The organism is Microbacterium sp. GQ128 (genome assembly GCF_059758615.1).
Map to the genome: position 1 here is coordinate 279,540 of NZ_JCAXDY010000003.1, position 22,264 is coordinate 301,803.

At 68.2% G+C, this 22,264-nt stretch carries 29 protein-coding genes; 17 read left to right on the plus strand and 12 right to left on the minus strand.

The window, feature by feature from the left end; genetic code table 11:
- Window positions 1–69: 69 nt before the first annotated feature.
- Window positions 70–741 (minus strand): potassium channel family protein, encoded by a 672-nt coding sequence (locus AC6CHX_RS11540; RefSeq protein ID WP_021198064.1) that lies wholly within the window; start codon window positions 739–741, stop codon window positions 70–72.
- On the minus strand, window positions 734–2,164 hold the full coding sequence (locus AC6CHX_RS11545) for a TrkH family potassium uptake protein (RefSeq protein WP_136042972.1): 1,431 nt from the start codon (window positions 2,162–2,164) through the stop codon (window positions 734–736). The genes AC6CHX_RS11540 and AC6CHX_RS11545 overlap by 8 nt, the downstream gene beginning before the upstream one ends.
- Window positions 2,165–2,270: 106 nt before the next feature.
- Here AC6CHX_RS11545 and AC6CHX_RS11550 point away from each other — a divergent pair, with 106 nt between their 5' ends.
- A complete protein-coding gene (locus tag AC6CHX_RS11550) occupies window positions 2,271–2,678 on the plus strand; it encodes an ArsR/SmtB family transcription factor (protein WP_136042971.1) in 408 nt (135 codons plus the stop codon).
- A gap of 209 nt (window positions 2,679–2,887) precedes the next feature.
- Here AC6CHX_RS11550 and AC6CHX_RS11555 read toward each other — a convergent pair whose 3' ends face one another.
- Window positions 2,888–3,715: an ABC transporter permease gene (locus AC6CHX_RS11555; protein WP_498272936.1), complete on the minus strand. Its 828-nt coding sequence runs from the start codon at window positions 3,713–3,715 to the stop codon at window positions 2,888–2,890.
- Entirely contained in the window at window positions 3,712–4,605 is an 894-nt protein-coding gene (locus AC6CHX_RS11560; RefSeq protein ID WP_498272937.1) for an ATP-binding cassette domain-containing protein, read from the minus strand. Before AC6CHX_RS11560 ends, AC6CHX_RS11555 begins: the two co-directional genes overlap by 4 nt.
- A 103-nt stretch (window positions 4,606–4,708) precedes the next feature.
- On the opposite strand from AC6CHX_RS11560, the gene AC6CHX_RS11565 reads away from it, so the two are divergent.
- From AC6CHX_RS11565 to AC6CHX_RS11615, 11 genes are all read left to right on the plus strand, one after another.
- Entirely contained in the window at window positions 4,709–5,641 is a 933-nt protein-coding gene (locus AC6CHX_RS11565; RefSeq protein WP_452327007.1) for a TetR/AcrR family transcriptional regulator, read from the plus strand.
- Between the two features lie 39 nt (window positions 5,642–5,680).
- On the plus strand, window positions 5,681–6,604 hold the full coding sequence (locus AC6CHX_RS11570; protein WP_498272938.1) for a cyclase family protein: 924 nt from the start codon (window positions 5,681–5,683) through the stop codon (window positions 6,602–6,604).
- A 75-nt stretch (window positions 6,605–6,679) separates the two neighbouring features.
- Entirely contained in the window at window positions 6,680–6,871 is a 192-nt protein-coding gene (locus AC6CHX_RS11575) for a helix-turn-helix domain-containing protein (protein ID WP_017204627.1), read from the plus strand.
- 18 nt (window positions 6,872–6,889) lie between these two features.
- Window positions 6,890–7,375, plus strand: coding sequence for a hypothetical protein (locus AC6CHX_RS11580; RefSeq protein ID WP_498272939.1), 486 nt, complete (start codon window positions 6,890–6,892; stop codon window positions 7,373–7,375).
- A gap of 112 nt (window positions 7,376–7,487) precedes the next feature.
- The gene (locus AC6CHX_RS11585) at window positions 7,488–7,586 is read left to right on the plus strand and encodes a 30S ribosomal protein bS22 (RefSeq protein ID WP_003792170.1); all 99 of its coding nucleotides are present in this window, start codon (window positions 7,488–7,490) and stop codon (window positions 7,584–7,586) included.
- 78 nt (window positions 7,587–7,664) lie between these two features.
- Window positions 7,665–7,967, plus strand: coding sequence for a rhodanese-like domain-containing protein (locus AC6CHX_RS11590; RefSeq protein WP_498272940.1), 303 nt, complete (start codon window positions 7,665–7,667; stop codon window positions 7,965–7,967).
- Entirely contained in the window at window positions 7,964–8,260 is a 297-nt protein-coding gene (locus AC6CHX_RS11595; RefSeq protein WP_498272941.1) for a glutaredoxin family protein, read from the plus strand. The genes AC6CHX_RS11590 and AC6CHX_RS11595 overlap by 4 nt, the downstream gene beginning before the upstream one ends.
- Window positions 8,257–8,559 (plus strand): Dabb family protein, encoded by a 303-nt coding sequence (locus AC6CHX_RS11600; protein WP_498272942.1) that lies wholly within the window; start codon window positions 8,257–8,259, stop codon window positions 8,557–8,559. The genes AC6CHX_RS11595 and AC6CHX_RS11600 overlap by 4 nt, the downstream gene beginning before the upstream one ends.
- A gap of 173 nt (window positions 8,560–8,732) precedes the next feature.
- On the plus strand, window positions 8,733–9,551 hold the full coding sequence (locus AC6CHX_RS11605; RefSeq protein ID WP_136042963.1) for a basic amino acid ABC transporter substrate-binding protein: 819 nt from the start codon (window positions 8,733–8,735) through the stop codon (window positions 9,549–9,551).
- 34 nt (window positions 9,552–9,585) lie between these two features.
- Window positions 9,586–10,383 carry an amino acid ABC transporter permease gene (locus AC6CHX_RS11610; RefSeq protein WP_498272943.1) on the plus strand — a complete coding sequence of 266 codons (798 nt, stop codon included), beginning with the start codon at window positions 9,586–9,588 and terminating at the stop codon, window positions 10,381–10,383.
- Window positions 10,380–11,135 (plus strand): amino acid ABC transporter ATP-binding protein, encoded by a 756-nt coding sequence (locus AC6CHX_RS11615; RefSeq protein WP_498272944.1) that lies wholly within the window; start codon window positions 10,380–10,382, stop codon window positions 11,133–11,135. The genes AC6CHX_RS11610 and AC6CHX_RS11615 overlap by 4 nt, the downstream gene beginning before the upstream one ends.
- Before the next feature lie 101 nt (window positions 11,136–11,236).
- On the opposite strand, the gene AC6CHX_RS11620 is transcribed toward AC6CHX_RS11615, so the two are convergent.
- The 6 genes from AC6CHX_RS11620 to AC6CHX_RS11645 form a co-directional block, all read right to left on the minus strand.
- The gene (locus AC6CHX_RS11620; protein ID WP_136042960.1) at window positions 11,237–11,416 is read right to left on the minus strand and encodes a YegP family protein; all 180 of its coding nucleotides are present in this window, start codon (window positions 11,414–11,416) and stop codon (window positions 11,237–11,239) included.
- 88 nt (window positions 11,417–11,504) lie between these two features.
- The gene (locus tag AC6CHX_RS11625; RefSeq protein ID WP_136042959.1) at window positions 11,505–12,596 is read right to left on the minus strand and encodes an ABC transporter ATP-binding protein; all 1,092 of its coding nucleotides are present in this window, start codon (window positions 12,594–12,596) and stop codon (window positions 11,505–11,507) included.
- Window positions 12,593–13,387: an ABC transporter permease gene (locus AC6CHX_RS11630; protein WP_498272945.1), complete on the minus strand. Its 795-nt coding sequence runs from the start codon at window positions 13,385–13,387 to the stop codon at window positions 12,593–12,595. The genes AC6CHX_RS11625 and AC6CHX_RS11630 overlap by 4 nt, the downstream gene beginning before the upstream one ends.
- Window positions 13,384–14,322 carry an ABC transporter permease gene (locus AC6CHX_RS11635; protein ID WP_498272946.1) on the minus strand — a complete coding sequence of 313 codons (939 nt, stop codon included), beginning with the start codon at window positions 14,320–14,322 and terminating at the stop codon, window positions 13,384–13,386. Before AC6CHX_RS11635 ends, AC6CHX_RS11630 begins: the two co-directional genes overlap by 4 nt.
- Complete coding sequence (locus tag AC6CHX_RS11640) at window positions 14,319–15,458, minus strand: ABC transporter substrate-binding protein (RefSeq protein ID WP_498272947.1); 1,140 nt, start codon at window positions 15,456–15,458, stop codon at window positions 14,319–14,321. The genes AC6CHX_RS11635 and AC6CHX_RS11640 overlap by 4 nt, the downstream gene beginning before the upstream one ends.
- Window positions 15,459–15,684: 226 nt before the next feature.
- The gene (locus AC6CHX_RS11645; protein WP_498272948.1) at window positions 15,685–16,200 is read right to left on the minus strand and encodes a GNAT family N-acetyltransferase; all 516 of its coding nucleotides are present in this window, start codon (window positions 16,198–16,200) and stop codon (window positions 15,685–15,687) included.
- 109 nt (window positions 16,201–16,309) lie between these two features.
- On the opposite strand from AC6CHX_RS11645, the gene AC6CHX_RS11650 reads away from it, so the two are divergent.
- Window positions 16,310–17,092 carry a sulfite exporter TauE/SafE family protein gene (locus AC6CHX_RS11650; RefSeq protein ID WP_498273206.1) on the plus strand — a complete coding sequence of 261 codons (783 nt, stop codon included), beginning with the start codon at window positions 16,310–16,312 and terminating at the stop codon, window positions 17,090–17,092.
- A gap of 91 nt (window positions 17,093–17,183) precedes the next feature.
- On the opposite strand, the gene aspS is transcribed toward AC6CHX_RS11650, so the two are convergent.
- The gene (gene aspS, locus AC6CHX_RS11655) at window positions 17,184–18,965 is read right to left on the minus strand and encodes an aspartate--tRNA ligase (protein WP_498272949.1); all 1,782 of its coding nucleotides are present in this window, start codon (window positions 18,963–18,965) and stop codon (window positions 17,184–17,186) included.
- A gap of 114 nt (window positions 18,966–19,079) precedes the next feature.
- On the opposite strand from aspS, the gene AC6CHX_RS11660 reads away from it, so the two are divergent.
- Both AC6CHX_RS11660 and AC6CHX_RS11665 read left to right on the plus strand, forming a co-directional pair.
- Entirely contained in the window at window positions 19,080–19,478 is a 399-nt protein-coding gene (locus AC6CHX_RS11660) for a DUF5684 domain-containing protein (RefSeq protein WP_452326094.1), read from the plus strand.
- Between the two features lies 1 nt (window position 19,479).
- Complete coding sequence (locus AC6CHX_RS11665) at window positions 19,480–20,109, plus strand: histidine phosphatase family protein (RefSeq protein WP_498272950.1); 630 nt, start codon at window positions 19,480–19,482, stop codon at window positions 20,107–20,109.
- Window positions 20,110–20,178: 69 nt separating this feature from the next.
- On the opposite strand, the gene AC6CHX_RS11670 is transcribed toward AC6CHX_RS11665, so the two are convergent.
- Window positions 20,179–21,084: an NAD(P)/FAD-dependent oxidoreductase gene (locus AC6CHX_RS11670; protein WP_498272951.1), complete on the minus strand. Its 906-nt coding sequence runs from the start codon at window positions 21,082–21,084 to the stop codon at window positions 20,179–20,181.
- A 56-nt stretch (window positions 21,085–21,140) separates the two neighbouring features.
- Here AC6CHX_RS11670 and AC6CHX_RS11675 point away from each other — a divergent pair, with 56 nt between their 5' ends.
- Together AC6CHX_RS11675 and AC6CHX_RS11680 are read left to right on the plus strand one after the other, a co-directional pair.
- Entirely contained in the window at window positions 21,141–21,545 is a 405-nt protein-coding gene (locus AC6CHX_RS11675) for a MerR family transcriptional regulator (RefSeq protein ID WP_376103485.1), read from the plus strand.
- A gap of 63 nt (window positions 21,546–21,608) precedes the next feature.
- Window positions 21,609–22,259, plus strand: coding sequence for a TlpA family protein disulfide reductase (locus AC6CHX_RS11680; RefSeq protein WP_498272952.1), 651 nt, complete (start codon window positions 21,609–21,611; stop codon window positions 22,257–22,259).
- Window positions 22,260–22,264: the final 5 nt, after the last annotated feature.

The following is a 22,264-nucleotide window of genomic DNA, read 5'->3' on the forward strand; positions in this document are numbered from 1 at the left end:
CCCATCACGGGGACGCATGACGGGGCATCCGCCGCGAGGGGGAGTCGAGCTATCGGATGTATCCGGGCGTCAGCGGTCGAGGCCGGCGAAGCGCTCGATGTCGCTGTTGGTGCCCGAGACGATGATGAGGTCGTGGTTCGTGACGATGGTGTTCGCCTCGGCGTAGCGGAACGGCTTGCCGGGGCTCTTCACACCCACGACCGTGACCTTGTACTTCGAGCGCACGCCGGACTCGTTCAGGCCGACGCCGCGGATGAACTTCGGCGGGTACATCTTGGCCAGGACGAAGTCGTCGTCGAAGCGGATGAAGTCGAGCATCCGCCCGCTCACGAGGTGCGCCACGCGCTCACCGGCCTCGCGCTCCGGGTAGATGACGTGGTTCGCGCCGACGCGAGCGAGGATCTTGCCGTGCGACTGCGAGACGGCCTTGGCCCAGATCTGCGGCACCTTCAGGTCGACGAGGTTCGCGGTGATCAGCACGGACGCCTCGATCGACGAGCCGACGGCGACGACGGCGACCTGGAAGTCCTGGGCGCCGATCTGGCGGAGGGCGTCGATGTTCTTCGCGTCGGCCTGCACCGTGTGGGTGACCCGGTCGGACCACTTCTGCACGAGCTCGAGGTTGTCGTCGATCGCGAGCACCTCGCGGTCGAGGCGGTCGAGCTCTCCGGCGCACGCGGCGCCGAACCGACCGAGACCGATGACGAGGACGGGAGCGTCGCCCCGGAGGACTTCAACCAACGATCGGCCTTTCCACGGGCAGTGAGTAGTACTGCGTTCGCGATGTCGCGGCGACCGCCGCGGCGAGTGTCACTGTACCAACGCGGCCCATGAAGATGGTCGCGGCCAGCACGTAGGAGCCGGAGTCCGGCAGTTCGGCGGTGAGACCCGTCGACAGGCCGACGGTCGCGAACGCCGAGATCACGTCGAAGAGCACGTGACTGATGTCGGCCTTCGTGATCTGTGCGATCACGATGGTGGACAGGGCGACGATCGTCGCTCCCCAGGCGACGACGCTGAGCGCCACGCGCTGCACGTCGCTGGGGATGCGCCGGCCGAAGGCCTCGACCGACTGGCGGCCCTTGGCCTCGGACCAGACGGCGATCGCGAGCACGGCGAGAGTGGTGACCTTGATGCCGCCGGCGGTCGATGCGGAGCCGCCGCCGACGAACATGAGCATGCTGGCGGCGAGCAGGGACGAGCCGTTCAGGTCGTCCATCTCGATGACGTTGAAGCCACCGGACCTGGTCATGGCGGAGAGGAAGAACGCCTGGAACGTCGTATCGGCCGCATCCATCGACCCGAAGGTCTTCGGGTTGTCGTACTCGAGGATGAGGAACGCCGCGGCCCCGAGCACGAACAGCAGCACGGTGGTGACGAGCGTCAACTTGCTGTGCAGCGACCACCGCTTCACGTGCCAGACGTGCTTGGCGAGGGTGTAGATCACGGGGAAGCCGATGCTGCCGAGGAAGACACCCACCATGAGGAGGAACAGCACCAGATAGTCGTCCGCGAAGACCGCCACGCCGCCGTCGTTCGGGGCGAATCCGGTGTTCGTGAACGCCATCGCCGCGAAGTAGGGGGCCTCCCACAGCGCGGCGATGGGGTCGACCTTCGCCATCACGAGCGCCGGGTAGAGCAGCGCCGCCAACGATGCTTCGATGATGAGAGCTGACACCGCGACCGTGGTCAGCAGCTGGCCGACCTCGCCGAGCCGCACGGTCTGGCTCTCGTTGACCACGCCGCCGTGTGCGCGGAGGGGGTTGGTGTCGCCCGCCGCCAACAGCTTGGCCCGCAGTCCGAGCCGCTTCGAGATCAGCATGCCCATGAGAGACGCGAGCGTGAGGACGCCGAGCGCGCCGATGTTCACCCCGAGGAAGATCAGGACGTGGCCGAACGGTGACCAGTGGTTGGCCATGTCGACTGTGGCGAGGCCGGTGACGCAGATGGTCGAGACGGCCGTGAAGAGCGCATCACTCAGCGGTGTGACGGTGCCGCTCGCGGACGCGATCGGCAGTGACAGCAGCACCGTGAAGACCAGGATCAGCAGCGCGAACACGACGATCGCGAAGCGGGACGGCGACGACGTGACGAGGTGCTTCACCCGTCCGGCGGCACCTCTGAGGGCCTGTCGTGGGGACGACGCCGAAACGATGCCCGACATCGCTGCCCCCTCGTGATTCTCTCTCGTCCGCACACCGCGGACACACGGCGCCAGTCGCCGAGCCTTCGTCATGGTACTCCGTGCCGGAGCCGACTACCCTGATCACATGACGGACATCTTCGACGTGATCGCAGACGGTACGAGGCGAGACATCCTCCAGCTCCTGCTGCGACGTACGACCGAAGGGGAGACGGGCACCAGCGTCAGCCAGATCGTCGCCGATCTCGGCATCAGCCAGCCCACCGTGTCGAAGCATCTGAAGGTGCTGCGCGACGCCGAGCTGGTCTCCGTGCGCGAAGACGGCCAGCGTCGTTTCTACAGTCTCGCGGTCGAGCCGCTCGAGGTCGTCGACGACTGGCTGGTGCCGTTCCTCGTCGACGCATACGGCGACGAAGCTCCCGACATCGACTACCCCGTGCCGGACAGTGCCGCGCACGCCGCCGAGGTCGTCGGTCGCGCCGCGGCTTCCGCGAAGCATGTCGTCGCCAACGCACTCAAGCGCCTCGGAGCCTGACCCCTCGCCCTGACCGGAATGAGTCCCGGGGGAACGCCTCGCCCCTGACGACCGGGGGGCAAGTCGTCAGGGGCGATCCGCAGGTCCCCAGACCCGCGTGGACTCGGCGGGGTCGGTGCGAGTCCTGTACCGACCATTGCAGTCTCGTCTGAGCGAACGGCACGGAGCGCCTATGGCTCAGCTGGGATCCGAGCCGTGGCGGAAGGCAATCACCGGCGGCCCGCCTTGCGGCGGAAGAGCCACGCGCCCCACGTCACCGCGATCAGCAGGATGACCAGGCACCATCCGATCGCCCACCATGCCTCGCTCTGCAGCGGCGTATCCATCAGCAGGGATCGGATCGTCTCGACGATGGGAGTGATCGGCTGGTTCGCCGCGATCGGCTGGAGCCACTCCGGCATGCTCGCGACGGGCACGAACGCGCTGGAGAGATAGGGCAGGAACAGCAGCACGAAACCGTATCCGTTCGCGCCCTCCGGGCTTCCTGCGGCGAGACCGATGGCTGCGAACAGGTACGTGATCGCGAGGATGTACAGGGTGATGAGGCCCGCCAGCGCGATCCACTCCCCGAGGTTCGCGGTCGGCCGGAACCCGACCAGTACGCCGACGCCGATCACGATCGCGGTGGCGATCAGGTTCCGCAGCACACTGGCGACGACGTGCCCGGTCAGCACGGCGCCCGCTCTCAGCGGCATGGTGCGGATGCGGTCGATGATGCCGGTGCGCATGTCGTTCGCGACATACACGGCGGTGGACGATGCTCCGAAGCCGGCGCAGGTCAGGATGATGCCCGGCACAACGTAGTCGACGTAGGCGCCCGACGGGTCGATGGCGCCGCCGAAGACCCACGTGAACATGAGCATGAGCATCACGGGCAGCATGATCGCCATCAGCAGCGATTCACCGTCGCGGACGGAATGACGCAGGCTCCGTCCGACGAAGACGGCCTCGGCGGTGAAACCGCGCAGTCGCGGACGGGGAGTGGGAGCGGAGGGGGCGGATGCCGTCGCTCGAGGCGCGGCCAGGGTGATGTTCATGCGTGCTCCTTCACGGGGCGAGGGGCGGAGGCAGGGGAGGTGACGGCGAGGAAGACGTCGTCGAGGGTGGGGCGGCGCAGCGTGACGACGCCGTCGGCGCCCTCCTCGTCGAGCAGGTCGAGCGCTCGCCGCAGGTCGGCGACCGTGCCGTCGGTGGGGATCTCGCGGTGGAGCACCCCGTGGTCGTCATGGAGCTCGACCGTGTCCCCGCCGATGCGCGCCTTCAGCTCCGCCGGTGTGCCGAGCGCCGCGATGCGACCGTCGTGCAGCACCGCGATCCGGTCGGCGAGCTGATCGGCCTCCTCCAGGTACTGCGTCGTCAGGAACACCGTGGTGCCGGAAGCGGCGAGCATCCGGATGATGTCCCACAGATCGCGGCGGCTGCGGGTGTCGAGGCCCGTGGTCGGTTCGTCCAGGAACAGCACTTCGGGTGTCACGACGAAACTCAGGGCGAGGTCGAGGCGGCGGCGCATTCCCCCGGAGAACGTGCGCACGGTGCGAGTGGCGGCATCGGTCAGGTCGAACTGGGCGATCAGGTCGGCGGCGCGACGCTTGGCCGCGGCGCGGCCGAGTCCGGCGAGGCGCGCGAACATCACCACGTTCTCCGTCGCCGTCAGCGCGTCGTCGACGGCGGCCGCCTGACCGGTGAGGCTGATGCGGCGCTGCACCTCGAGCGCGTGCGTGCGCACGTCCCACCCGGCGACGGTCGTGGTGCCGGCGTCGGCGGCGGTGAGGGTGGTGAGGATGTTGATCGTGGTCGTCTTGCCGGCACCGTTGGGTCCGAGCAGGGCGAAGACCTCCCCGCGTCCGACGGTGAAATCCAAGCCGTCGACGACGGTCTTCTTGGCGAATGCCTTGTGCAGGCCTCGTACCTCGATGGCTGTATCCATCAGGTGATCCCTTTCTGTGTATGGAGAAAACTGTATATGGGCAACGCAACTGTGTATGACGATAACACACTGTTTATTAAATAAACAGAAGTAGGATGATCGCATGACTGAGACCGAGCCGCCGGAGCTGCCACGGGGGATCGCGCTCGCCTGGGGCGTCGCCGCGAATCCGCAGCGCGGACCCAAGCGGGAGATGAGCGTCGAGAAGATCGTCGACGCGGCCGTCGAACTGGCGGATGCCGAGGGAATCGGCGCCGTGTCCATGGCAGCGGTGGCGGCGAAACTCGGCTTCACGCCGATGTCGCTCTACCGCTACGTGACCGCGAAGGACGACCTGCTGCTGCTCATGCAGGAGGAGGCGACGGGTCTTCCTCCCGAGAGTCACCTCGAGGTCGACGGATGGCGCGGGCGACTGCTGGCGCTGTACGAGGCGCAGATCCTGCTCTACCTCCGTCACCCCTGGATGCTGTCGCTGCCGATCACCGGCTCACCGATCACGCCGAACAGTTCCGCATGGATCGATGCGGGGCTCACGGCCCTGGAAGAGACGCCGCTGACGGCAGAGGAGCGGCTGGCCGTCGCGCTCGCGATGACGGGGCACGCCCGCTGGTGCGGGATCGTGCAGGCCGGCTACACGGAACAGGCCCGCGGCAGCGGACTCACACCGGACGAGGTCTCGGCTCGGGAGGCGGCACTCTTCGACCGGGTGATCACGTCGGAGGAATTCCCGGCTCTGCGGCGCGCGATCGATGAAGGCGTGTTCCTCTCCGCGGCCGATCCGTTCCGCTTCGGGGTCGAGCGGACACTCGACGGCGTGGCCGCCTACATCGCCGGACTCGATCGCGCCGAGCCACGGTCCGCGGCGGCCGAGTGGGTCGATCTCGATCCCGCGGAGCTCGCCGGTGATCGCCGGCTCAAGGACGCGCAGAAGGCTGTGCGTGACGCGGAGAAGGCTCTGCGTACGGCTCACAAGATCGAGCGGCAGGCGCTTCGCGATGCGCGGGAGCGATTGGCCAAGGCCAAGAAGTCGGTCTGATCCTCCCGCGGCGTCGGCAGTCTTCGCCATGATGAGGACATGACGGCCGAATACAGAGCGCACTTCGACTTCACGATCGCCTTCGCAAACGGGGGCGGCATCACCGGCGACGGATTCCGTCTCGACCTCCCGCATCCGGACATGACGTCCGAGGAGATCGGCGCGCTCCTCATCCGGCATCTCGGCTTGGCGCTTGTGAGCACCGTCGATCTTCACGGTCTCCGGATCGTCGAAGAACCCCACCGGGGCAGTCGAGGCGTGCAGGCGGTCCGCGATTCGGTGGAGGACGCGGTGATCGACCTGAGCCATCCCATCGAGGCGGGTCTGGTGACGTACCCCGGGCTCCCCGCGCCGACGATCACCCCGTTCCTCACTCGCCAGGACTCCCGCACGAAGTACGCGCCGGGAACCGAGTTCGCGATGGACGTCATCACGATGATCGGCAATACCGGCACGTATCTCGACTCGCCTTTCCACCGATACGCCGAGGGTGGCGACCTCGCCTCGCTGGACCTGCGGACCCTCGTCGGGCTGCCCGCCGAAGTGTTCCACCTCCGCGATGCATGGACGCCGGAGCAGCGCGGCATCCGCGCGGCCACCCTCGCCGACCGCGATCTTCGCGGGTCTGCTGTCCTGCTCGACACGGGGTGGGACCGACACTTCGGCGCGCCCGAGTATGCCCACGGCGCGCCGTACCTGGCGGAGGACGCCGCTCGCTTCCTGGCCGACGCCGGGGTGCGTCTCGTCGGCATCGACTCTCTGAATATCGACGACACCGAGAGTGGAGGGGAGCGCCCGGCGCACAGCATCCTGCTGGCGGCCGGAGTGCACGTGGTGGAGCATCTGACCGGCCTGGATGCTCTTCCGGCTCGGGGCGCTCACTTCACGGCGGCACCGCCCGCGGTGCGCGGGTTCGGTACGTTCCCCGTCCGCGCGTTCGCGACCGTGCGCTCTTCCCGCTGATCACAAGAGCCACACGGGTTTACATGCGTCCCAGCTACCCCATAGAGTGTGCACATCGAGAAAGGGGTACGTGGGATGCCCGAGGTTCCAGATGTCCGATTCCTCACGGTGGCCGAGGTCGCCGAGCTGATGCGCGTGTCGAAGATGACCGTCTATCGGCTGGTCCACGCCGGGGAGCTGCCGGCCGTTCGCTTCGGCCGCAGCTATCGCGTGCCCGAATCCGCCGTGGCCGACGCGCTGCAGCGGCCCATCGCCGACGTCGGTTGAATCCCGGGAGAAGCCGCCGTGGACGTCAGCACGTTCTACGCTCTCTTCTCCACCACGTGCTTCACGCTCACGGGACTCTGGTGGAACGTCGTCCGCGCTCGCCGTGACTGGACCGCGAATCCCGCGATGCGCCGGACCATCGGCGGCATCTACCTCTCCTTCTTGCTGCCCGCCCTGATGGGGCTCTTCGCGCAGGTCGGCGGCGCCGAGACGCCGATCCTGTGGCGTCTGTCCTTCGTCGTCGTCGCGATCGTGGGCGGCGTCTCCATGATTCGCCTGGTCGCGCAGGCCGGGAAAGACGGGACGCCGAGGTCGGTGCGCTGGATCCAGGCCGGCACCGTGGTGGTGTACGCGGCGGTCGCCGTGATCGGAGTAGCGCCGCACCTCGTCGCCCCGCTCGGACTCACCGGGATCCAGGTCGAAGCGCTCCTGCTCATCGGGCTCGTCGCCCTCGGGCACGCCCTCGTGTGGCGGTTCCTGGTGACGGACGAGGTTCCGGAGTGAGGCCGGACGGCGGAGCCCGTCGGATTTGCTAGACTGACCCGAGGCATTTTCCGTGCCCGTACCCGGGTGTCCGATTTCGGCGACACCCAGCCACTGACTTAGTGAGGTTTCCGTGGGTTCTGTCATCAAGAAGCGCCGCAAGCGCATGGCGAAGAAGAAGCACCGCAAGCTGCTTCGCAAGACTCGCCACCAGCGTCGCAACAAGAAGTAAGCGACCAGACACGAGCGCCTGTCTTCGGACGGGCGCTTTGTGTCTCTGCCCGCAGCTCCGTACCGCCGAGAGGAAGCCATGAAGTCGATCACCGTCACCGAACTCGCCGAGCGGTCGGGTGTCCCGCTCATCGATGTGCGGGAGGTGGACGAGTTCGCCGCGGGTCACGTGCCGGGCGCCGTCAACATCCCCATGTCCGAGATCGGCAACCGGCTCGACGAGTTGCCGGCGGAATCGTTCGACGTGATCTGCCAGGCCGGCGGTCGCTCGGCTCGGGTCGTCGAGGCGCTGGAGTTGCGCGGCTTCGATGCCACCAACGTCGAGGGCGGCACGGGGGAGTGGATCTCCCAGGGGCGCGCTGTCGAGGTGCCGTCGGCGTGACCACGCTGACGCTGATCCGCAAGCCCGACTGCCACCTGTGCGAGGTGGCCTTCGACGTGATCGACGCTGTCGTCGCCGAGCTGCCCGACGCCGCGGCGGAGCAGATCGAGATCGTCGAGGCGTCCATCCAGGATGACCCCGCGCTGTACGAACTGTGGTGGGAGAAGATCCCCGTCGTCCTGATCGACGGCGACCTGCACGCGCACTGGCGGGTGTCGCCCGACCGGCTGCGCGAGGCGCTGGAGGCCGCGGTTCGCGGCGAGGCGCAGATCGAGACGAAGGAGTCCCTGTGACCATCCGCCATGTCGTGACGTGGAAGCTCGCGGCCGAAGACGCCGCCCTGCGGGCAGAGCAGGCGGCCGAGGTCGCTCGTCGCCTCAACGCCCTGGATGGCGTCGTGCCGCAGCTGCTGTCGATCTCGGCCGGCGCCAACGCGGCCTACCCGGAGACGAACTGGGACGTCACTCTCGTGGCCGACTTCGCCTCGGTGACCGACATCGATGCGTACCAGGTGCACCCTGCGCATGAGGAAGTCGCCGGCTACATCCGCTCGGTGGTCGCTTCCCGCGTCGCGGTCGACTTCGAGCTCTGAGACGGCGTCGCATCCCCTGCGGCACTCGATTTCACGGCTTGGGCGCCGTGCACTTGCAACCCAAACGTGATACGTCCGCTGCCCCATGTCATTGGTCACGCGACGAGCCGCATGTTTAGATGTTCTCCTACCCGTCCGTGGGCATACCCCGCCCTCGTCCTTCAGGAGCCGACATGACTCGTCGTAACCTCATCGCCGGTCTCGCCCTCATGGCGACCGCCACTCTCGCGCTCGCCGGCTGCGCGACCGGTTCGTCCGATGCGGGCAGCAGCGACGCTCCCGCCGCCGGCGACGAGTACGGCCTGGCGGAGGCGGGCACGCTCTCCGTGTGCTCCGACGTGCCCTACCCGCCCTTCGAGATCGAGGACACGAGCTCCGAGTCCGGCTACTCGGGCTTCGACATCGACCTGCTCACAGCGATCGCCGAGAAGCTCGACCTCAAGATCTCCGTCCAGGACGTGGCCTTCGACCCGCTGCAGTCGGGCGCGATCCTCGTTTCGGGCCAGTGCGACATCGGCGCCTCCGCGATGACGATCACCGAGGAGCGCAAGGCGAACATCGACTTCTCCGACCCGTACGTCGACTCGCTGCAGTCGCTGCTGGTCCGCACCGACTCGGGCATCGAGTCGATCGACGACCTCGACGGCAAGAACGTCGGCGTGCAGCAGGGCACCACCGGCGAGTCCTACGCGACCGAGAACGCCAAGGGCGCCCAGCTGGTGCAGTACGGCGGCGACGGTGAGCTGTGGCCGGCGATGCAGGCCGGTCAGATCGACGCCATCCTCCAGGACCAGCCCGTCAACTACGTCCACGAGCAGGAGAACTCCGACTACAAGATCGTCGAGACGTACCCGACCGACGAGTCCTACGGGTTCGCCTTCGCCAAGGGTGAGAAGGACGAACTCCGCGAGGCCATCAACAAGGCACTCAAGGAGCTCCAGGACGACGGCACGTACCAGGAGATCTACGACGAGTACCTCGCGGCCAAGTGACCGGCGGAGTCGGTAGAGCGGGAGGACCTCGACGATGGCGTTGAGGCGCACGACCAAGGCCAAGCTGTATCGGTATTCCGTGTATGCGGTGCTGCTCGCGATCGCCGTCTGGGCGATCCTGACCACCGACTGGGCGAAGATCGGACCGCTGTTCTTCAACCCTGAGGTCGCGGCGAAGATGTTCCCCGGGATCATCACGACCGCCCTCGTGAACACGCTGTGGTTCACGGCGGTGGCGTTCGCGGGGGGCTTGCTCCTCGGGGTGCTGCTCGCCCTGATGAAGCTGTCGGTCATCGCGCCGTTCCGATGGATCGCGACGGTGTGGATCGAGCTGTTCCGCGGGCTCCCCGCGATCCTCACGATCTTCGGCATCGCCTTCATCCTGCCGATCGCGGTGGGCGTTCCCGGAACGAAGCTCGGCGGACCGGTCGTGCTCGGACTGATCGGTCTGGTCCTCGTCGCCTCGGCGTACATGGCCGAGACGATCCGCGCCGGCATCCAGGCAGTCCCGAAGGGGCAGACGGAGGCCGCGCGATCGTTGGGCATGTCGCCCCTGAAGACGACCTTCTGGATCATCGTGCCGCAGGGGTTCCGGATCATCATCCCGCCCCTGACCAACGAGTTCGTGCTGCTTTTGAAGGACACGTCGCTGCTGTTCATCGCCGGGTCCTTCATCTGGTCGAAGGAGCTCACGAACTTCGCCCGCGATGCGAGCACCCAGAACGCGAATGCGACCCCGCTCATCATGGCGGCGGTCCTGTACCTGATCGTGACGATTCCGCTCACGCGCTTCAGCGCGTGGCTGGAGCGACGGATGTCGAGGCAGCGATGATCACCGAGAAGATCGATGTGCACGCCCCCGCGATCGACGTGCAGGGGCTCGTGAAGTCGTTCGGCGACAACGAGGTGCTCAAGGGCATCGACCTCACGGTCACCAAGGGCGAGGTCGTCTGCGTCATCGGACCCTCGGGCTCCGGCAAGTCGACCCTGCTGCGCTCGGTGAACCTGCTCGAGGAGCCGACCGCCGGTCGGGTGCTGATCGAGGGGATCGACATCACCGACCCCGACGTCGACATCGACGCGGTGCGCACCCGCATCGGCATGGTGTTCCAGAGCTTCAACCTGTTCCCGCATCTGGATGTGCTCGGCAACCTCACGGTCGCGCAGCAGCGGGTGAAGAAGCGGTCGAAGAAGGAAGCCGAGCTGATCGCACGCGCCATGCTCGAGCGCGTGGGGCTGTCCGAGAAGGCGGACGCCTACCCCGGACACCTTTCCGGCGGACAGCAGCAGCGCGTCGCGATCGCCCGTGCGCTGTGCATGAACCCCGACATGATGCTGTTCGATGAGCCGACGTCGGCACTCGACCCCGAACTGGTCGGCGAGGTGCTGCAGGTGATGCGGTCGCTGGCCGACGAGGGCATGACGATGCTCGTGGTCACGCACGAGATGGGCTTCGCCCGGGAGGTCGGCTCGCGCCTGATCTTCATGGACGGCGGGCACATCGTCGAAGAGGGAGACCCCCGCGAGGTGCTCGCGAACCCGCAGCATCCGCGGACGCAGGACTTCCTCTCCCGCGTGCTCTGAGGGTGCGGCGGCACGGTCCGCCGAGACCCCGCCTTCACGCTGAGACCCCCTGTTGCAGATGTCTGCAGCAGGGGGTCTCGGCGTGAAGTGGGGGTGTCGAGCTAGTCGGTCTCGACGACCTCGGCGTCGGCGGCGTTCCGGCGGACGGAATCGATGCCGTTCAGGGCCGCAGCCTTCGACGAGTAGCCCTCACCCGTCGCGATGACCTCGCCGTTGCCGGCCTTCAGACGGAACCGGTACTCGCCGGACTTGTCGGTGTACAGCTCGAACGTGCCTGCCATGAGGCGTCCTTTCTCTTCTCTTCGATGGGGGGAGTCCGCCCTCGCGGCTCACGCTAGTGGTCCCGGTATATCGGAGGGAAGAGCAGGCTCACCCGCGTGGGTGCACGGCGACGGGCTCCGGGGCGACGGCGATACGCACGCGCTCGCCGAACGACGGATGGATGCCGGGGGCGTGCTGCACCCGGACCAGCTCGCCGGACTCGGTGCGGACCAGCGTGCGCCGCATGCTGCCGAGGAAGGTGCTCTCCTCGACCAGGGCCTCGGTGGCGGCGTCGGCTGCGGAAGCGAAGTAGACGTTCTCGGGTCGCAGATACACGTCGACCGGGCCATCCGCCGGGGACTGCAGCGGAAGTCGCTGACCCCACACCAGCACGTGGTCGCCCTCGGCGACACCCGAGACGACGCTGGAAAGACCTACGAAGGCCGCGACCCCCGCTGTGGACGGGGTCGTGTACAGCTGCTCCGGAGAACCGATCTGCTCGATCCGCCCCGCGTTCATCACCGCGATCCGGTCGGAGACGGCCAGCGCCTCCTCCTGGTCGTGGGTGACGAAGACGGTCGTGATGCCGAGGCGCAGCTGGATGCGGCGGATCTCATCGCGCAGCTGCACGCGCACCTTCGCATCCAGCGCCGACAGCGGCTCGTCGAGCAGGAGCACCTTGGGCTCGGTGACCAGCGCCCGCGCGAGTGCGACCCGCTGCTGCTGTCCGCCGGAGAGCTGGTGCGGGAAGCGGTCGGCGAAGTCGGCGAGACCGACGAGAGCGAGCGCATCGACGGCTCGGCGCGAAGCCTCCGCCTTGCCGATCCCACGCCGGCGCAGGCCGAAGGCGGTGTTCTCCGCGACCCGCAGGTGCGGGAACAGCGAGTACGACTGGAAGACCATTCCGATGTCCCGCTTGTTCGTGGGCACTCGCGACACGTCGCCACCGCCCAGGAGCACGGCACCGGCGTCCGCGCCCTCGAGTCCGGCGAGCACCCGGAGCAGCGTCGTCTTGCCGCATCCCGAGGGGCCGAGAAGCGAGACGAACTCGCCGGGCGCGATGTCGAGGTCCACCCCGTGCAGCACACGCGTGCCGGCGTAGCTCTTGACGATCCCCTGAAGCTCGACGCGGGTGCCCTCGCCCGCCTGGGCGAGCAGCAGATTGTCCTTGGTGCGCGGCAGCGCGTGGTCGAGGGTCATGAGCGGGCCTTTCCGGTGCCGCGGGCGACGCGGCCGATGACGAGGAGCAGGAGGAAGACGAACACCAGTGCCAGCAGGGTGAAGATCGCCGGCGCGTAGGGGTCCTGCTTGTTCACGACCACCATGGCGGTCTGGAAGACCTGGCGGTTCAGGAGCGAGGCGATCGTGAATTCCCCGAGCACCACGGCGATGGAGATGAGGGATGCGGCGAGCAGGCCCTGACGAAGGTTCGGGGCGAGCACCTTCAGCACGACCGTCGGCCAGCTCGCACCGAGCGATCGCGCCGCCTCGGAGAGGGTGCGCAGGTCGGCCGCATCGATCGATGCCTGGATGGACCGGAACGCGAACGGCAGCACGGTGATGCCGTAGGCGAAGGCGAGCGTCCAGGTGCCGGTTCCGAAGGCGCGGCCGATCTGCAGGTAGATCGGGGCGAGACCGACCACGAGCACGATGGCGGGGATCGAGATCGGCAGCAGCACCGCGAACTCGAACACGGGCTTGAGCTTCGGGAAACGGAGGTTGACCAGGATCATGGTCGGCGCGAGCAGCAGCAGCACGATGGCGACCGTGACGACCGCGAGGATCAGGGAGTTGCCGAGGCCCGTCCAGATCGGCTTGAGGGTCGCCGCTGCCGCGGGGTCGAACAGCGCGCTCCAGCGGACGAACGACAGCCCGCCTTCGGGATCGCGGAGCGTGAAGAGGAAAGTGGACACCAGGGGCACGGCGAAGAACGCGCCGATCAGGATGCCGATGACCCACCGCGTCGCGAGGGAGGGGCCGAGCCGGTTCACGACTGCCACCTCGCCGCGCGTCGCTGCACCAGGGAGTACAGTGCCATCACGATGCCGACGATGACGATCATGCCGAGCGCGAGGGCGCCGGCGAGGTTCTCCCGCCCGAGCACCGTCTCGCTGGTGAGCGCCGTGCGGATCTGCAGCGGCACGATCTGCGCGCCCTGACTGGCGAGGGCGGCGGCAGTGGCGTACGACGAGAACGCGTTCGCGAAGAGCAGCAGCAAGCTCGCGAGGAACGAGGGAGCGAGCACGGGGATGCCGATCCGCAGCCAGAAGCTTGCGCGGGTGCCGCCGAGCGTGAGGTTGGCCTCGGCCCACTGCGGCTTGAGCGCGGCGAGGGCGGGCATGAACGTGATGACCATGAGCGGGATCTGGAAGTAGATGTACGGGAGGATCAGCCCGGGCAGCTCATAGAGCCAGGTGCCGTTCTCGAAGATGTCGACCCCGAAGGAATCCTTCAGGAAGACCGTGACGACGCCCTGGATGCCGATGGTCGCGATGAACGCGAACGCCAGCATGACGCCGCCGAACTGGGCCAGCACTCCGGCCGCGGCATCCACGGCGGAGCGCGTTCGCCCTTCGGGGTCCATGCCGAGCAGCGCGTAGCAGACGAGCGCTCCGGCCAGGGCGCCCACCACGGCGGTGAGCAGCGAGAGTCCGGCCGAGTTCGCGAACGTGTTCAATACGACGGGGTCGGCGAGGGCCGACATGTTCGCCCACGTGAACGAGCCGTCCTTCGTGAAGAACCCCGAGCCGATCGCGAGGATGGTCGGGACGGCGAGGAACAGGACGATGTAGGCCGCGAACGGGACGAGCCCGAGCCAGGCGAGAGTCGGAGCGGACCGCCGGGCCCTCGCATGCGGCGAGGGCCCGGCGGGGGAGGGGGGAGCGGATGCCGCGGCATCCGCTCCCGTTGCCGTGAGGGTGGTCACTGGACCGCCGCGGCCCACTTCTCACCGAGCAGCGTGCCGGCGTTCGTCGACTGCTCCTCCGTCGGGACGACGGTCTCCTCGGGTGCCTCGGGCAGTGCGCTCGCGAGGTCGGCATCGATCGTGCCGGCCTCGGTCATCGCCTCCATGCGCACGGGGCGCGCTCCACCCTTCAGCCAGAGGTTCTGCACCTCGTCGCTGTAGAGGAACTCCTGCCACAGGCGAGCCGCCGCCGGGTGCGGGGCGTCGACGTTGATGGCCTGGTTGTAGTAGCCGGCGTACCCGGTGCCGTCGAGCACGACGACCTTCCAGTCCTCGTTGTCGGCGGTGTGCGAAGCGTTCAGGTAGTCCCAGTCGAAGACGACCGGGGTCTCTCCACTCGTGATGGTCGCCGTGGTGACGTCGACCTTGAGCAGGTTGCCGGCCTTCTGCATGTCGGCGAAGAAGTCGATGCCGGGCTGGAAGTCGTCGAGCGTGCCGTCGGACTGCACGGTCGCGAGACCGACGGCGGCGAACGCGGCGCCGGCCTGGGTCGGGTCGCCGTTGATCGCGACGGCTCCCCTGTAGTCGGCGGACAGCAGGTCGGCGAGCTCGGTCGGCGCCTCGAACTTCGACGAGTCGTAGCCGATCGACATGTACCCGCCGTAGTCGCCGACGAAGAGGCCGGTCGGCTCCTTGAGCTCGTCCGGGATCTCGTCCCACGTCTGCACCTTGTAGGGAGCGAAGGTGTCGGTGCTCTGCAGCGCGACGGTCAGACCGAGGTCGAACACGTCGGGAGCGGTGTCGAGGCCCTTGTTGGTCTCGGCGGCCTGGATCTCCTCGGCGCTGGAGACATCGGGCGAGGCCTCGTTGATCGTGATCTCCGGGTACTTCTCGGCGAACAGGTCGAGGATCTCGCCGTAGTTCGCCCAGTCGCGAGGAAGCGCGATGACGTTGAGCGAACCCTCCTCCTTGGCGGCGGCCTCGAGGTCGGCGAACGTGCCGAAGTCCTCGACGGAAGTGGCGGCAGCGGCATCGACCGTCTCGCTGCTCGAAGCGGGCGCATCGGTTGCGGACGCGCAGGAGGTCAGCGCGAGTGCGGCCGTGGTGGCCAGGGCGATGCCGGCGCCGATGCGCGCGCGGCGGGTGAAGCGAGCCATGAGTGTCCTCTCGGTGTCCGGCGCTGTGAGCCGGTTTCGGGTTGCGAGAGGACACTATGAGGCGCAGGTTGCCGACCGTCCCGGGTCGGGTGAACGGGGAATGACGCGGCGGTGGCGGGACGGGGGTAGTACGGCGCGCAGTTCACTCGGCTTTCTGCGCTTCGCTCGGCCGGAATCCGAGGATCGGGCCGCGGATGCTGCGATTGGCCGCGCGAACGGGGCGGTGTCAGGCTGAGGGCACGTTGTACTTGAAGCCGCGGTGCGAGCCCACGTAGCCGAGGCGCTCGTAGAAACGGTGCGCATCGGTGCGGGCGGCATCCGAGGTGAGCTGCACCATCGCGGCTCCGACCGCGGGGGCTGCCGCCTCACCCACCCAGCGCATCACCGCCGAACCGATGCCCGACGAGCGCAGACTGCTGTGGACTCGGACGGCCTCGACCAGAAGGCGCCGCGCACCACGGCGGGACATCCCGGGGATCGAGGTGAGCTGCAGCGTGCCGACGACCGCCCCGTCGAGTTCGACGACGAGCAGGTCGTTCGAGGGCTCGGCCAGGATCTCGGTGAGCGCCTGCGCGTAGACGGGGCGGTCCTCGTCGGATGCCACATCGCCGCGCGCCGCGCTGATCGGGTCGTCCGCGAGTAGGCCGATCACGGCATCCGCGTCGTCGACCGTCGCTCGCCGGAGCACCGCCGTGCCGATGCGCGATTCGAACGAGTGGGGCAGCGGGAGGGCGTCGAGCATGCGACCAGTCTGCCAGCGGGCGGGGCGGATGCCGGTCGGTCCGACTCTCTGGAATCATGGCCGGGTGGATATCGGCGCCGTGCTCGGACTGGAGCACCTCACGTGGGGAATGCTCCTCCTCGTCGTCATCGCCGCGTTCTGCGCCGGATGGATCGACGCTGTCGTGGGCGGGGGAGGCCTGCTGCAGCTGCCGGCGCTGCTGCTGATCCCGGGCATCTCACCGGTGCAGGCCCTCGCGACGAACAAGCTCGCCTCCGTCTTCGGCACCGCGACCAGCAGCGTCACCTACTACCGCCGCGCGAAACCGGACATCCGCACGGCGCTGCCGATGGCGGCGATCGCCTTCATCGGATCGTTCGGGGGCGCCGCCGTCGCGACGGTGCTGCCGCCCGCCGCGTTCAAACCCATCATCGTGATCGCCCTGCTGGTCGTCGCCCTGTTCACCGCGTTCCGGCCGCAGATGGGCGCGGCGACGAAGCTGCGCTTCCACGGGCACAAGCACCACATCATGGCGGGAGCGGCCGGGCTCGGCATCGGCTTCTACGACGGGATGATCGGCCCGGGCACGGGGACCTTCCTCGTCATCACGCTGGTCGCGCTGCTCGGCTACGACTTCCTGCAGGCGAGCGCCAAGGCGAAGATCGTGAACCTCGCCACCAACGCCGGTGCCCTGATGCTGTTCATCCCGCACGGGGCGGTGCTGTGGTTGCTGGGCGGCATCCTCGCGGTGGCGAACGTCGCAGGCAGCTACCTGGGCTCGCGGATGGCCATCTCGCGCGGCACGACCTTCATCCGCGTCGTGTTCCTCGTGGTCGTGGTCGCCCTGATCGCGAAGCTCGGCATCGACGTGTGGAACGAGAACATCGTCCCCGCGCTCGCGGCGATGCGCTGACCCTCACCACCGAGGCCCCGGATACGCGCCGAGACCCCGGGCTGCGGATGGCGGTTGCCCGGGGTCTCGGCGGTGAAGCGGGGTCTCGGCGTCAGGCCTCGTCGCCCTCGGGCTCGAAGTCGACGCCGGCCTCGGCGCGCTGCGCGTCGGTGATGGGCGCGGGAGCGGAGGTCAGCGGGTCGAAGCCGTTTCCGGACTTCGGGAACGCGATGACCTCGCGGATCGACTCGGTCTTCGACAGGTGCTGCAGCACGCGGTCCATGCCGAGCGCGATCCCGCCGTGGGGCGGAGCGCCGAACTTGAACGCGTCGAGCAGGAAGCCGAACTGCTCGTCGGCCTGCTCGTCGCTGATGCCCATGACCTCGAACACGCGCTTCTGCACGTCTTCGCGGTGGATGCGGATCGAGCCACCGCCGAGCTCGGAACCGTTGCACACGATGTCGTACGCGTAGGCGAGAGCGGATCCGGGGTCGGTGTCGAACGTGTCCTGGAACTCGGGCTTCGGACCCGTGAACGCGTGGTGCACGGCGGTCCACGCTCCGGCGCCGACAGCCACGTCACCCGAGGCCACGGCGTCGGCCGCAGGCTCGAACATCGGAGCGTCGACGACCCAGGTGAACGCGAACTCGTCCGGGTTCAGGTAGCCGAGGCGACGGCCGATCTCGACGCGGGCGGCACCGAGCAGCGCACGGCTCTCCTTGGTGGAACCGGCGGCGAAGAAGACGCAGTCGCCCGGCTCGGCGCCCACGAAAGCGGCGAGTCCGGCCTGCTCGGCCTCGGACAGGTTCTTGGCCGCGGGGCCGCCGAGCGAACCGTCTTCGTTGAACAGGACGTAGGCGAGACCGCGGGCGCCGCGCTGCTTGGCCCAGTCCTGCCAGGCGTCGAGCTGCTTGCGCGGCTGGCTCGCGCCACCGGGCATGCGGACCGCACCGACGTACTCCGCCTGGAACACACGGAACCGGGTGTCCTGGAAGTACTCGGTCGCCTCGACGAGCTCGAGGCCGAAGCGCAGGTCGGGCTTGTCGGAACCGTACTTGGCCATGGCGTCGGCGTACGTGATGCGCGGGAGCGGGGTGGCGACCTCGACACCGATCGTCTTCCACATCGCCACGATGAGCGACTCCATCAGCGTGATGACGTCTTCCTGGTCGACGAAGCTCATCTCGATGTCGAGCTGCGTGAACTCGGGCTGGCGGTCGGCGCGGAAGTCCTCGTCGCGGTAGCAGCGCGCGATCTGGAAGTACTTCTCCACACCGCCGACCATCAGCAGCTGCTTGAACAGCTGTGGCGACTGCGGCAGGGCGTACCAGCTGCCCGGGCTCAGGCGGGCCGGCACCAGGAAGTCGCGGGCGCCCTCGGGCGTCGAGCGGGTGAGGGTCGGTGTCTCGACCTCGGTGAAGTCCTCGGCGTGCAGCACGTCGCGGATCGCCTTGTAGACGTTCGAGCGCAGGCGCAGGTTGGCGGCCTGGGCAGGACGACGCAGGTCGAGGTAGCGGTACTTGAGGCGCGCCTCCTCGCCGACGGTCTCGGTGTCGGCGACAGCCGTGGAGACCTGGAAGGGGAGGGGTGCGGACTCGTTCAGCACCTCGACGTCGGTCGCGATGAGTTCGATCTCGCCCGTCGGCAGGTTCGGGTTCGCGTTGCCCTCGGGGCGCAGCGACACCTCGCCGGTCACCTTCAGGACGAACTCGTTGCGCAGCGGGTGGGCGATCTCCTCGTCGCGGATGACGACCTGGGCGATGCCCGAGGCATCCCGCAGATCGATGAAAGCGACTCCTCCGTGGTCACGACGGCGGTCGACCCAACCCGAGAGGGTGACGGTCTGACCGATGTGCTCGGCTCGCAGAGAGCCTGCCGAGTGGGTGCGAAGCACGGAGTATTCCTTCTGATCTGGGAAATGGGGAACCCGGCCATTCTACGGGGGTGTGCGACTCCTCCCGGCGGGGGTCCGTCGGTCAGTAGGGTGGCTGTGAACGAAAGGTGCCCCATGAATCTCGCCCTCGTCCCCGCGGCCGACGTCCCGGTCGTCCCCGACTTCCTCAGCCAGTTCTTCTCCGGGACCACCGGCGTGGTGGCGCTGATCTTCTACATCCTCCTGGCCGTCGCCTGGTGGAAGGTGTTCACCAAGGCCGGCTACCCGGGCATCCTCGCCCTCATCCCGATCGTCAACGCCATCTTCCTGCTGCGCATCGCCGGGATGTCGGGCTGGTGGGTGCTGCTCTACCTGGTGCCGATCGCCAACGTGGTGCTCGCGATCGTCGTCGCCGTCAAGGTCGGCGCCCGCTTCGGAAAGGGCGGGTTCTTCTCCTTCTTCCTGCTCTTCGTGTTCTCGTTCATCGGGTACTTCATCCTCGGCTTCGGCGACTCCCGCTACCGCAAGGCGTGACATGACGGCGTCTCGACTGCATCTCGTCCGACACGGCGAGGTGCACAACCCGGCTCGCGTGCTCTACGGTCGGCTTCCCGACTATCACCTGAGCAAGGCCGGCCGGGGGATGGCTGCGGCCGCTGCCGACCACGTGGGATCGCTCGATCGCCCCGTCGTCGCCCTGTACGCCTCGCCGCTCGAGCGGGCGCAGGAGTCGGCGGAGCCATTCGCCGAGCGCTTCGACCTCGTGCCCGAGATCGACATCCGCCTGATCGAGCCGGCCAACGTGTTCGAGGGCACGCAGATGCGTCGCTCCCTCCTCAACCCGTTCAACTGGTGGCACCTGCGTCAGCCCTCGGTGCCGAGCTGGGGTGAGCCGTACACCTCCATCGCGGAGCGGATGCTCGGAGTGATGGACGAAGCGTGGGACGCAGCGCCGGACGGCGATGTCGTGATGGTGTCGCACCAGGCCCCGATCTGGATCACGCACCTCCGCGTCGCGGGTCTGCCGCTGCGGCACGACCCGCGTACCCGGCGCTGCGCTCTGTCGAGCGTCACCTCGTTCGAGCGCGTCGGCGATGTCTGGCGCGAGGTCGCCTACGCGGAGCCCGCCGCGACGGGCTCCGCGATCGACGTCGGCGCGGTCTGACCCGTTCGAATCGCGCAGATGGTCTTCTCGCGTCTGGGATGCGACCGTTTGCGCGATTCGAAAGGCGGGTCAGTGCTCGGCCGCGAGGAGTGACTGGATGATGCCGACCGCGGCGAGCTGACCGGCCGCCGCTGCCAGCAGCACCGAGGCCATTGGGGCGGGGAGGCTGGCGCGGTGGGCGAGGTCGCCGGCGGCGAAGACACCCGGGATCGAGGTGCGGCCGAAGTCGTCGATCTCGATCGATCCGGACTCGAGCATGGCCAGCCCGAGGTCCGCGGCGAAGGGTGCCCGCTGGCGCATCGCCCCCGAGGCCACGAAGATGCCGGCGACCGCGCGCTCGTCGCTGTCCGTGCGGATCCGCACACCGTCGGTGTCCTTCTCGACCGAGGTCACCGGGGTGCTGCTCACCCGTGCGCCCGTCGCTTCGAGCATCCGCATGTCCTCGTCGGAGAACACCTCGTCGACGGGGAAGACGGTGATGTCGCCGACGATGCGCCCGAGCAGCCCGATCAGATGGGCGGCCCGCGGCGGTGCGCCGAGGATGCCGATGGGCTTGTCCGCATGCTCGTGTCCGTCGCAGAACGGGCAGCTGAACGCGAGCGTTCCCCACAGGCCCTGCAGTCCGGGGACGTCGGGGAGGTCGTCGGCGACGCCGGTGGCCAGGATGACCCGACGTCCCTCGACCGTCGAGCCGTCGGCGAGGGCGACTCGGAACGCGCCCTCGCTTCCGGAGATGCCGGTCGCTCCGGTGTCGCGGATCTCGACGTCGGCGTAGGCGGAGAGCTCCGCGCGGGCGGTGGCGCGGAACTCCGCCGGCGGTGCGCCGTCTTCGCCGACCATGTTGTGCATGTGCAGGACGGTGCCGTTGCGGTACTCGCCCGAATCGAGGAGCAGCGTCGAGCGGTGCATGCGTCCGAGGGTCAGAGCGGCCTGCAGTCCTGCCGGTCCTGCGCCGATCACGATGGCGTCGTACATGGGTGTCCTTCCCGATGGAGGTTGCGTTCTCCGTCAGTCTGTGACTTCATGTCAACATGAAGTCAAGCGCTGAGCATCCGTGGTCCGTCGGAGACGTCGCCGCCCGATTCGAGCTGCCCACCAACGTCCTGCGGCACTGGGAATCGGTGGGTCTGCTGCGGCCGCCGCGCGACTCGGCCGGACGCCGCCGATACGGCGAGGACGAGGTCGTGCGCATCGCCGTGATCCAGCGAAGCAAAGCGGCGGGGATGACCCTCGAGCAGATCGCCGTGCTGCTGGACGACGGAAGCGCCGGACGGCATCAGGTGCTGCAACAGCACCTGGACGACCTCGATCGGCGCATGGAGGAGATGCGTCGGTCGCGAGAAATGACCGAGCATGCGATGGGGTGCCGGGCCCACGACATCGCGACCTGCCCGCGGTTCCGGGCCGGTGTCGACGACGTCCTGGCGCGGTTCTGACGCCCCTCGCAGGCCGTCCTGCATCCACCTCGCGCATAGGTTCCTCTGCGTAAACTCGGAGTCGTGCCACGCGATTCGACGGTCCGTCAGATCCGCAGCGGCCGCTCCTCCCGCACCCGGCTTCCACGCCGTGCGGTCGGTGCCGCGCTCGCTGCGGTGCTCGCCATCGGTCTGAGCGCCTGCGCTCCCGATCCGGTCAGCGAATCGTTCCTGAACGGTGAGAACACCGGCTACGTCGCCGCCGACGGAGCGGTCGTCGAGATCCCCGTCGCCGAGCGCGGCGAGCCCGTGGCGTTCGGTGGAGTCACCGAGACCGGGGAGAAGTTCGACAGCGCGGACATCGCCGGCAACGTCACGGTCGTCAACTTCTGGTACGCCGGGTGCGCACCGTGTCGGCTCGAGGCCGCAGACCTCGAAGCCGTGTGGCAGAAGTTCGGCGACGAAGACGTCTCGTTCGTCGGCATCAACACCCGCGACCAGGCCGACACCGCCGTCGCGTTCGCCGAGGAGTACGCCATCACGTACCCGAGTCTGATCGACGTGGACACCGCCGAGGCCAAGCTCGCCTTCGCGAAGGTCACGCCGATCGCCGCGACACCGACCACGCTCGTGCTCGACAAGCAGGGTCGCGTCGCCGCGCGCATCATCGGTCCGATCGACGGCCCCTCGATCCTCTCGACGCTCGTCAAGGACGCGCTCGCGGAGGACTCGTGACCTGG

Excerpts from the sequence above, each read along its gene's own strand:
- AC6CHX_RS11545 (WP_136042972.1), bottom strand. The coding sequence starts at position 2,164 with ATGTCGGGCATCGTTTCGGCGTCGTCCCCACGACAGGCCCTCAGAGGT.
- AC6CHX_RS11550 (WP_136042971.1), top strand. The coding sequence starts at position 2,271 with ATGACGGACATCTTCGACGTGATCGCAGACGGTACGAGGCGAGACATC.
- AC6CHX_RS11555 (WP_498272936.1), bottom strand. The coding sequence starts at position 3,715 with ATGAACATCACCCTGGCCGCGCCTCGAGCGACGGCATCCGCCCCCTCC.
- AC6CHX_RS11560 (WP_498272937.1), bottom strand. The coding sequence starts at position 4,605 with ATGGATACAGCCATCGAGGTACGAGGCCTGCACAAGGCATTCGCCAAG.
- AC6CHX_RS11565 (WP_452327007.1), top strand. The coding sequence starts at position 4,709 with ATGACTGAGACCGAGCCGCCGGAGCTGCCACGGGGGATCGCGCTCGCC.
- AC6CHX_RS11570 (WP_498272938.1), top strand. The coding sequence starts at position 5,681 with ATGACGGCCGAATACAGAGCGCACTTCGACTTCACGATCGCCTTCGCA.
- AC6CHX_RS11575 (WP_017204627.1), top strand. The coding sequence starts at position 6,680 with ATGCCCGAGGTTCCAGATGTCCGATTCCTCACGGTGGCCGAGGTCGCC.
- AC6CHX_RS11590 (WP_498272940.1), top strand. The coding sequence starts at position 7,665 with ATGAAGTCGATCACCGTCACCGAACTCGCCGAGCGGTCGGGTGTCCCG.
- AC6CHX_RS11605 (WP_136042963.1), top strand. The coding sequence starts at position 8,733 with ATGACTCGTCGTAACCTCATCGCCGGTCTCGCCCTCATGGCGACCGCC.
- AC6CHX_RS11610 (WP_498272943.1), top strand. The coding sequence starts at position 9,586 with ATGGCGTTGAGGCGCACGACCAAGGCCAAGCTGTATCGGTATTCCGTG.
- AC6CHX_RS11615 (WP_498272944.1), top strand. The coding sequence starts at position 10,380 with ATGATCACCGAGAAGATCGATGTGCACGCCCCCGCGATCGACGTGCAG.
- AC6CHX_RS11620 (WP_136042960.1), bottom strand. The coding sequence starts at position 11,416 with ATGGCAGGCACGTTCGAGCTGTACACCGACAAGTCCGGCGAGTACCGG.
- AC6CHX_RS11625 (WP_136042959.1), bottom strand. The coding sequence starts at position 12,596 with ATGACCCTCGACCACGCGCTGCCGCGCACCAAGGACAATCTGCTGCTC.
- AC6CHX_RS11640 (WP_498272947.1), bottom strand. The coding sequence starts at position 15,458 with ATGGCTCGCTTCACCCGCCGCGCGCGCATCGGCGCCGGCATCGCCCTG.
- AC6CHX_RS11645 (WP_498272948.1), bottom strand. The coding sequence starts at position 16,200 with ATGCTCGACGCCCTCCCGCTGCCCCACTCGTTCGAATCGCGCATCGGC.
- AC6CHX_RS11650 (WP_498273206.1), top strand. The coding sequence starts at position 16,310 with ATGCTCCTCCTCGTCGTCATCGCCGCGTTCTGCGCCGGATGGATCGAC.
- AC6CHX_RS11660 (WP_452326094.1), top strand. The coding sequence starts at position 19,080 with ATGAATCTCGCCCTCGTCCCCGCGGCCGACGTCCCGGTCGTCCCCGAC.
- AC6CHX_RS11665 (WP_498272950.1), top strand. The coding sequence starts at position 19,480 with ATGACGGCGTCTCGACTGCATCTCGTCCGACACGGCGAGGTGCACAAC.
- AC6CHX_RS11670 (WP_498272951.1), bottom strand. The coding sequence starts at position 21,084 with ATGTACGACGCCATCGTGATCGGCGCAGGACCGGCAGGACTGCAGGCC.
- AC6CHX_RS11675 (WP_376103485.1), top strand. The coding sequence starts at position 21,141 with ATGAAGTCAAGCGCTGAGCATCCGTGGTCCGTCGGAGACGTCGCCGCC.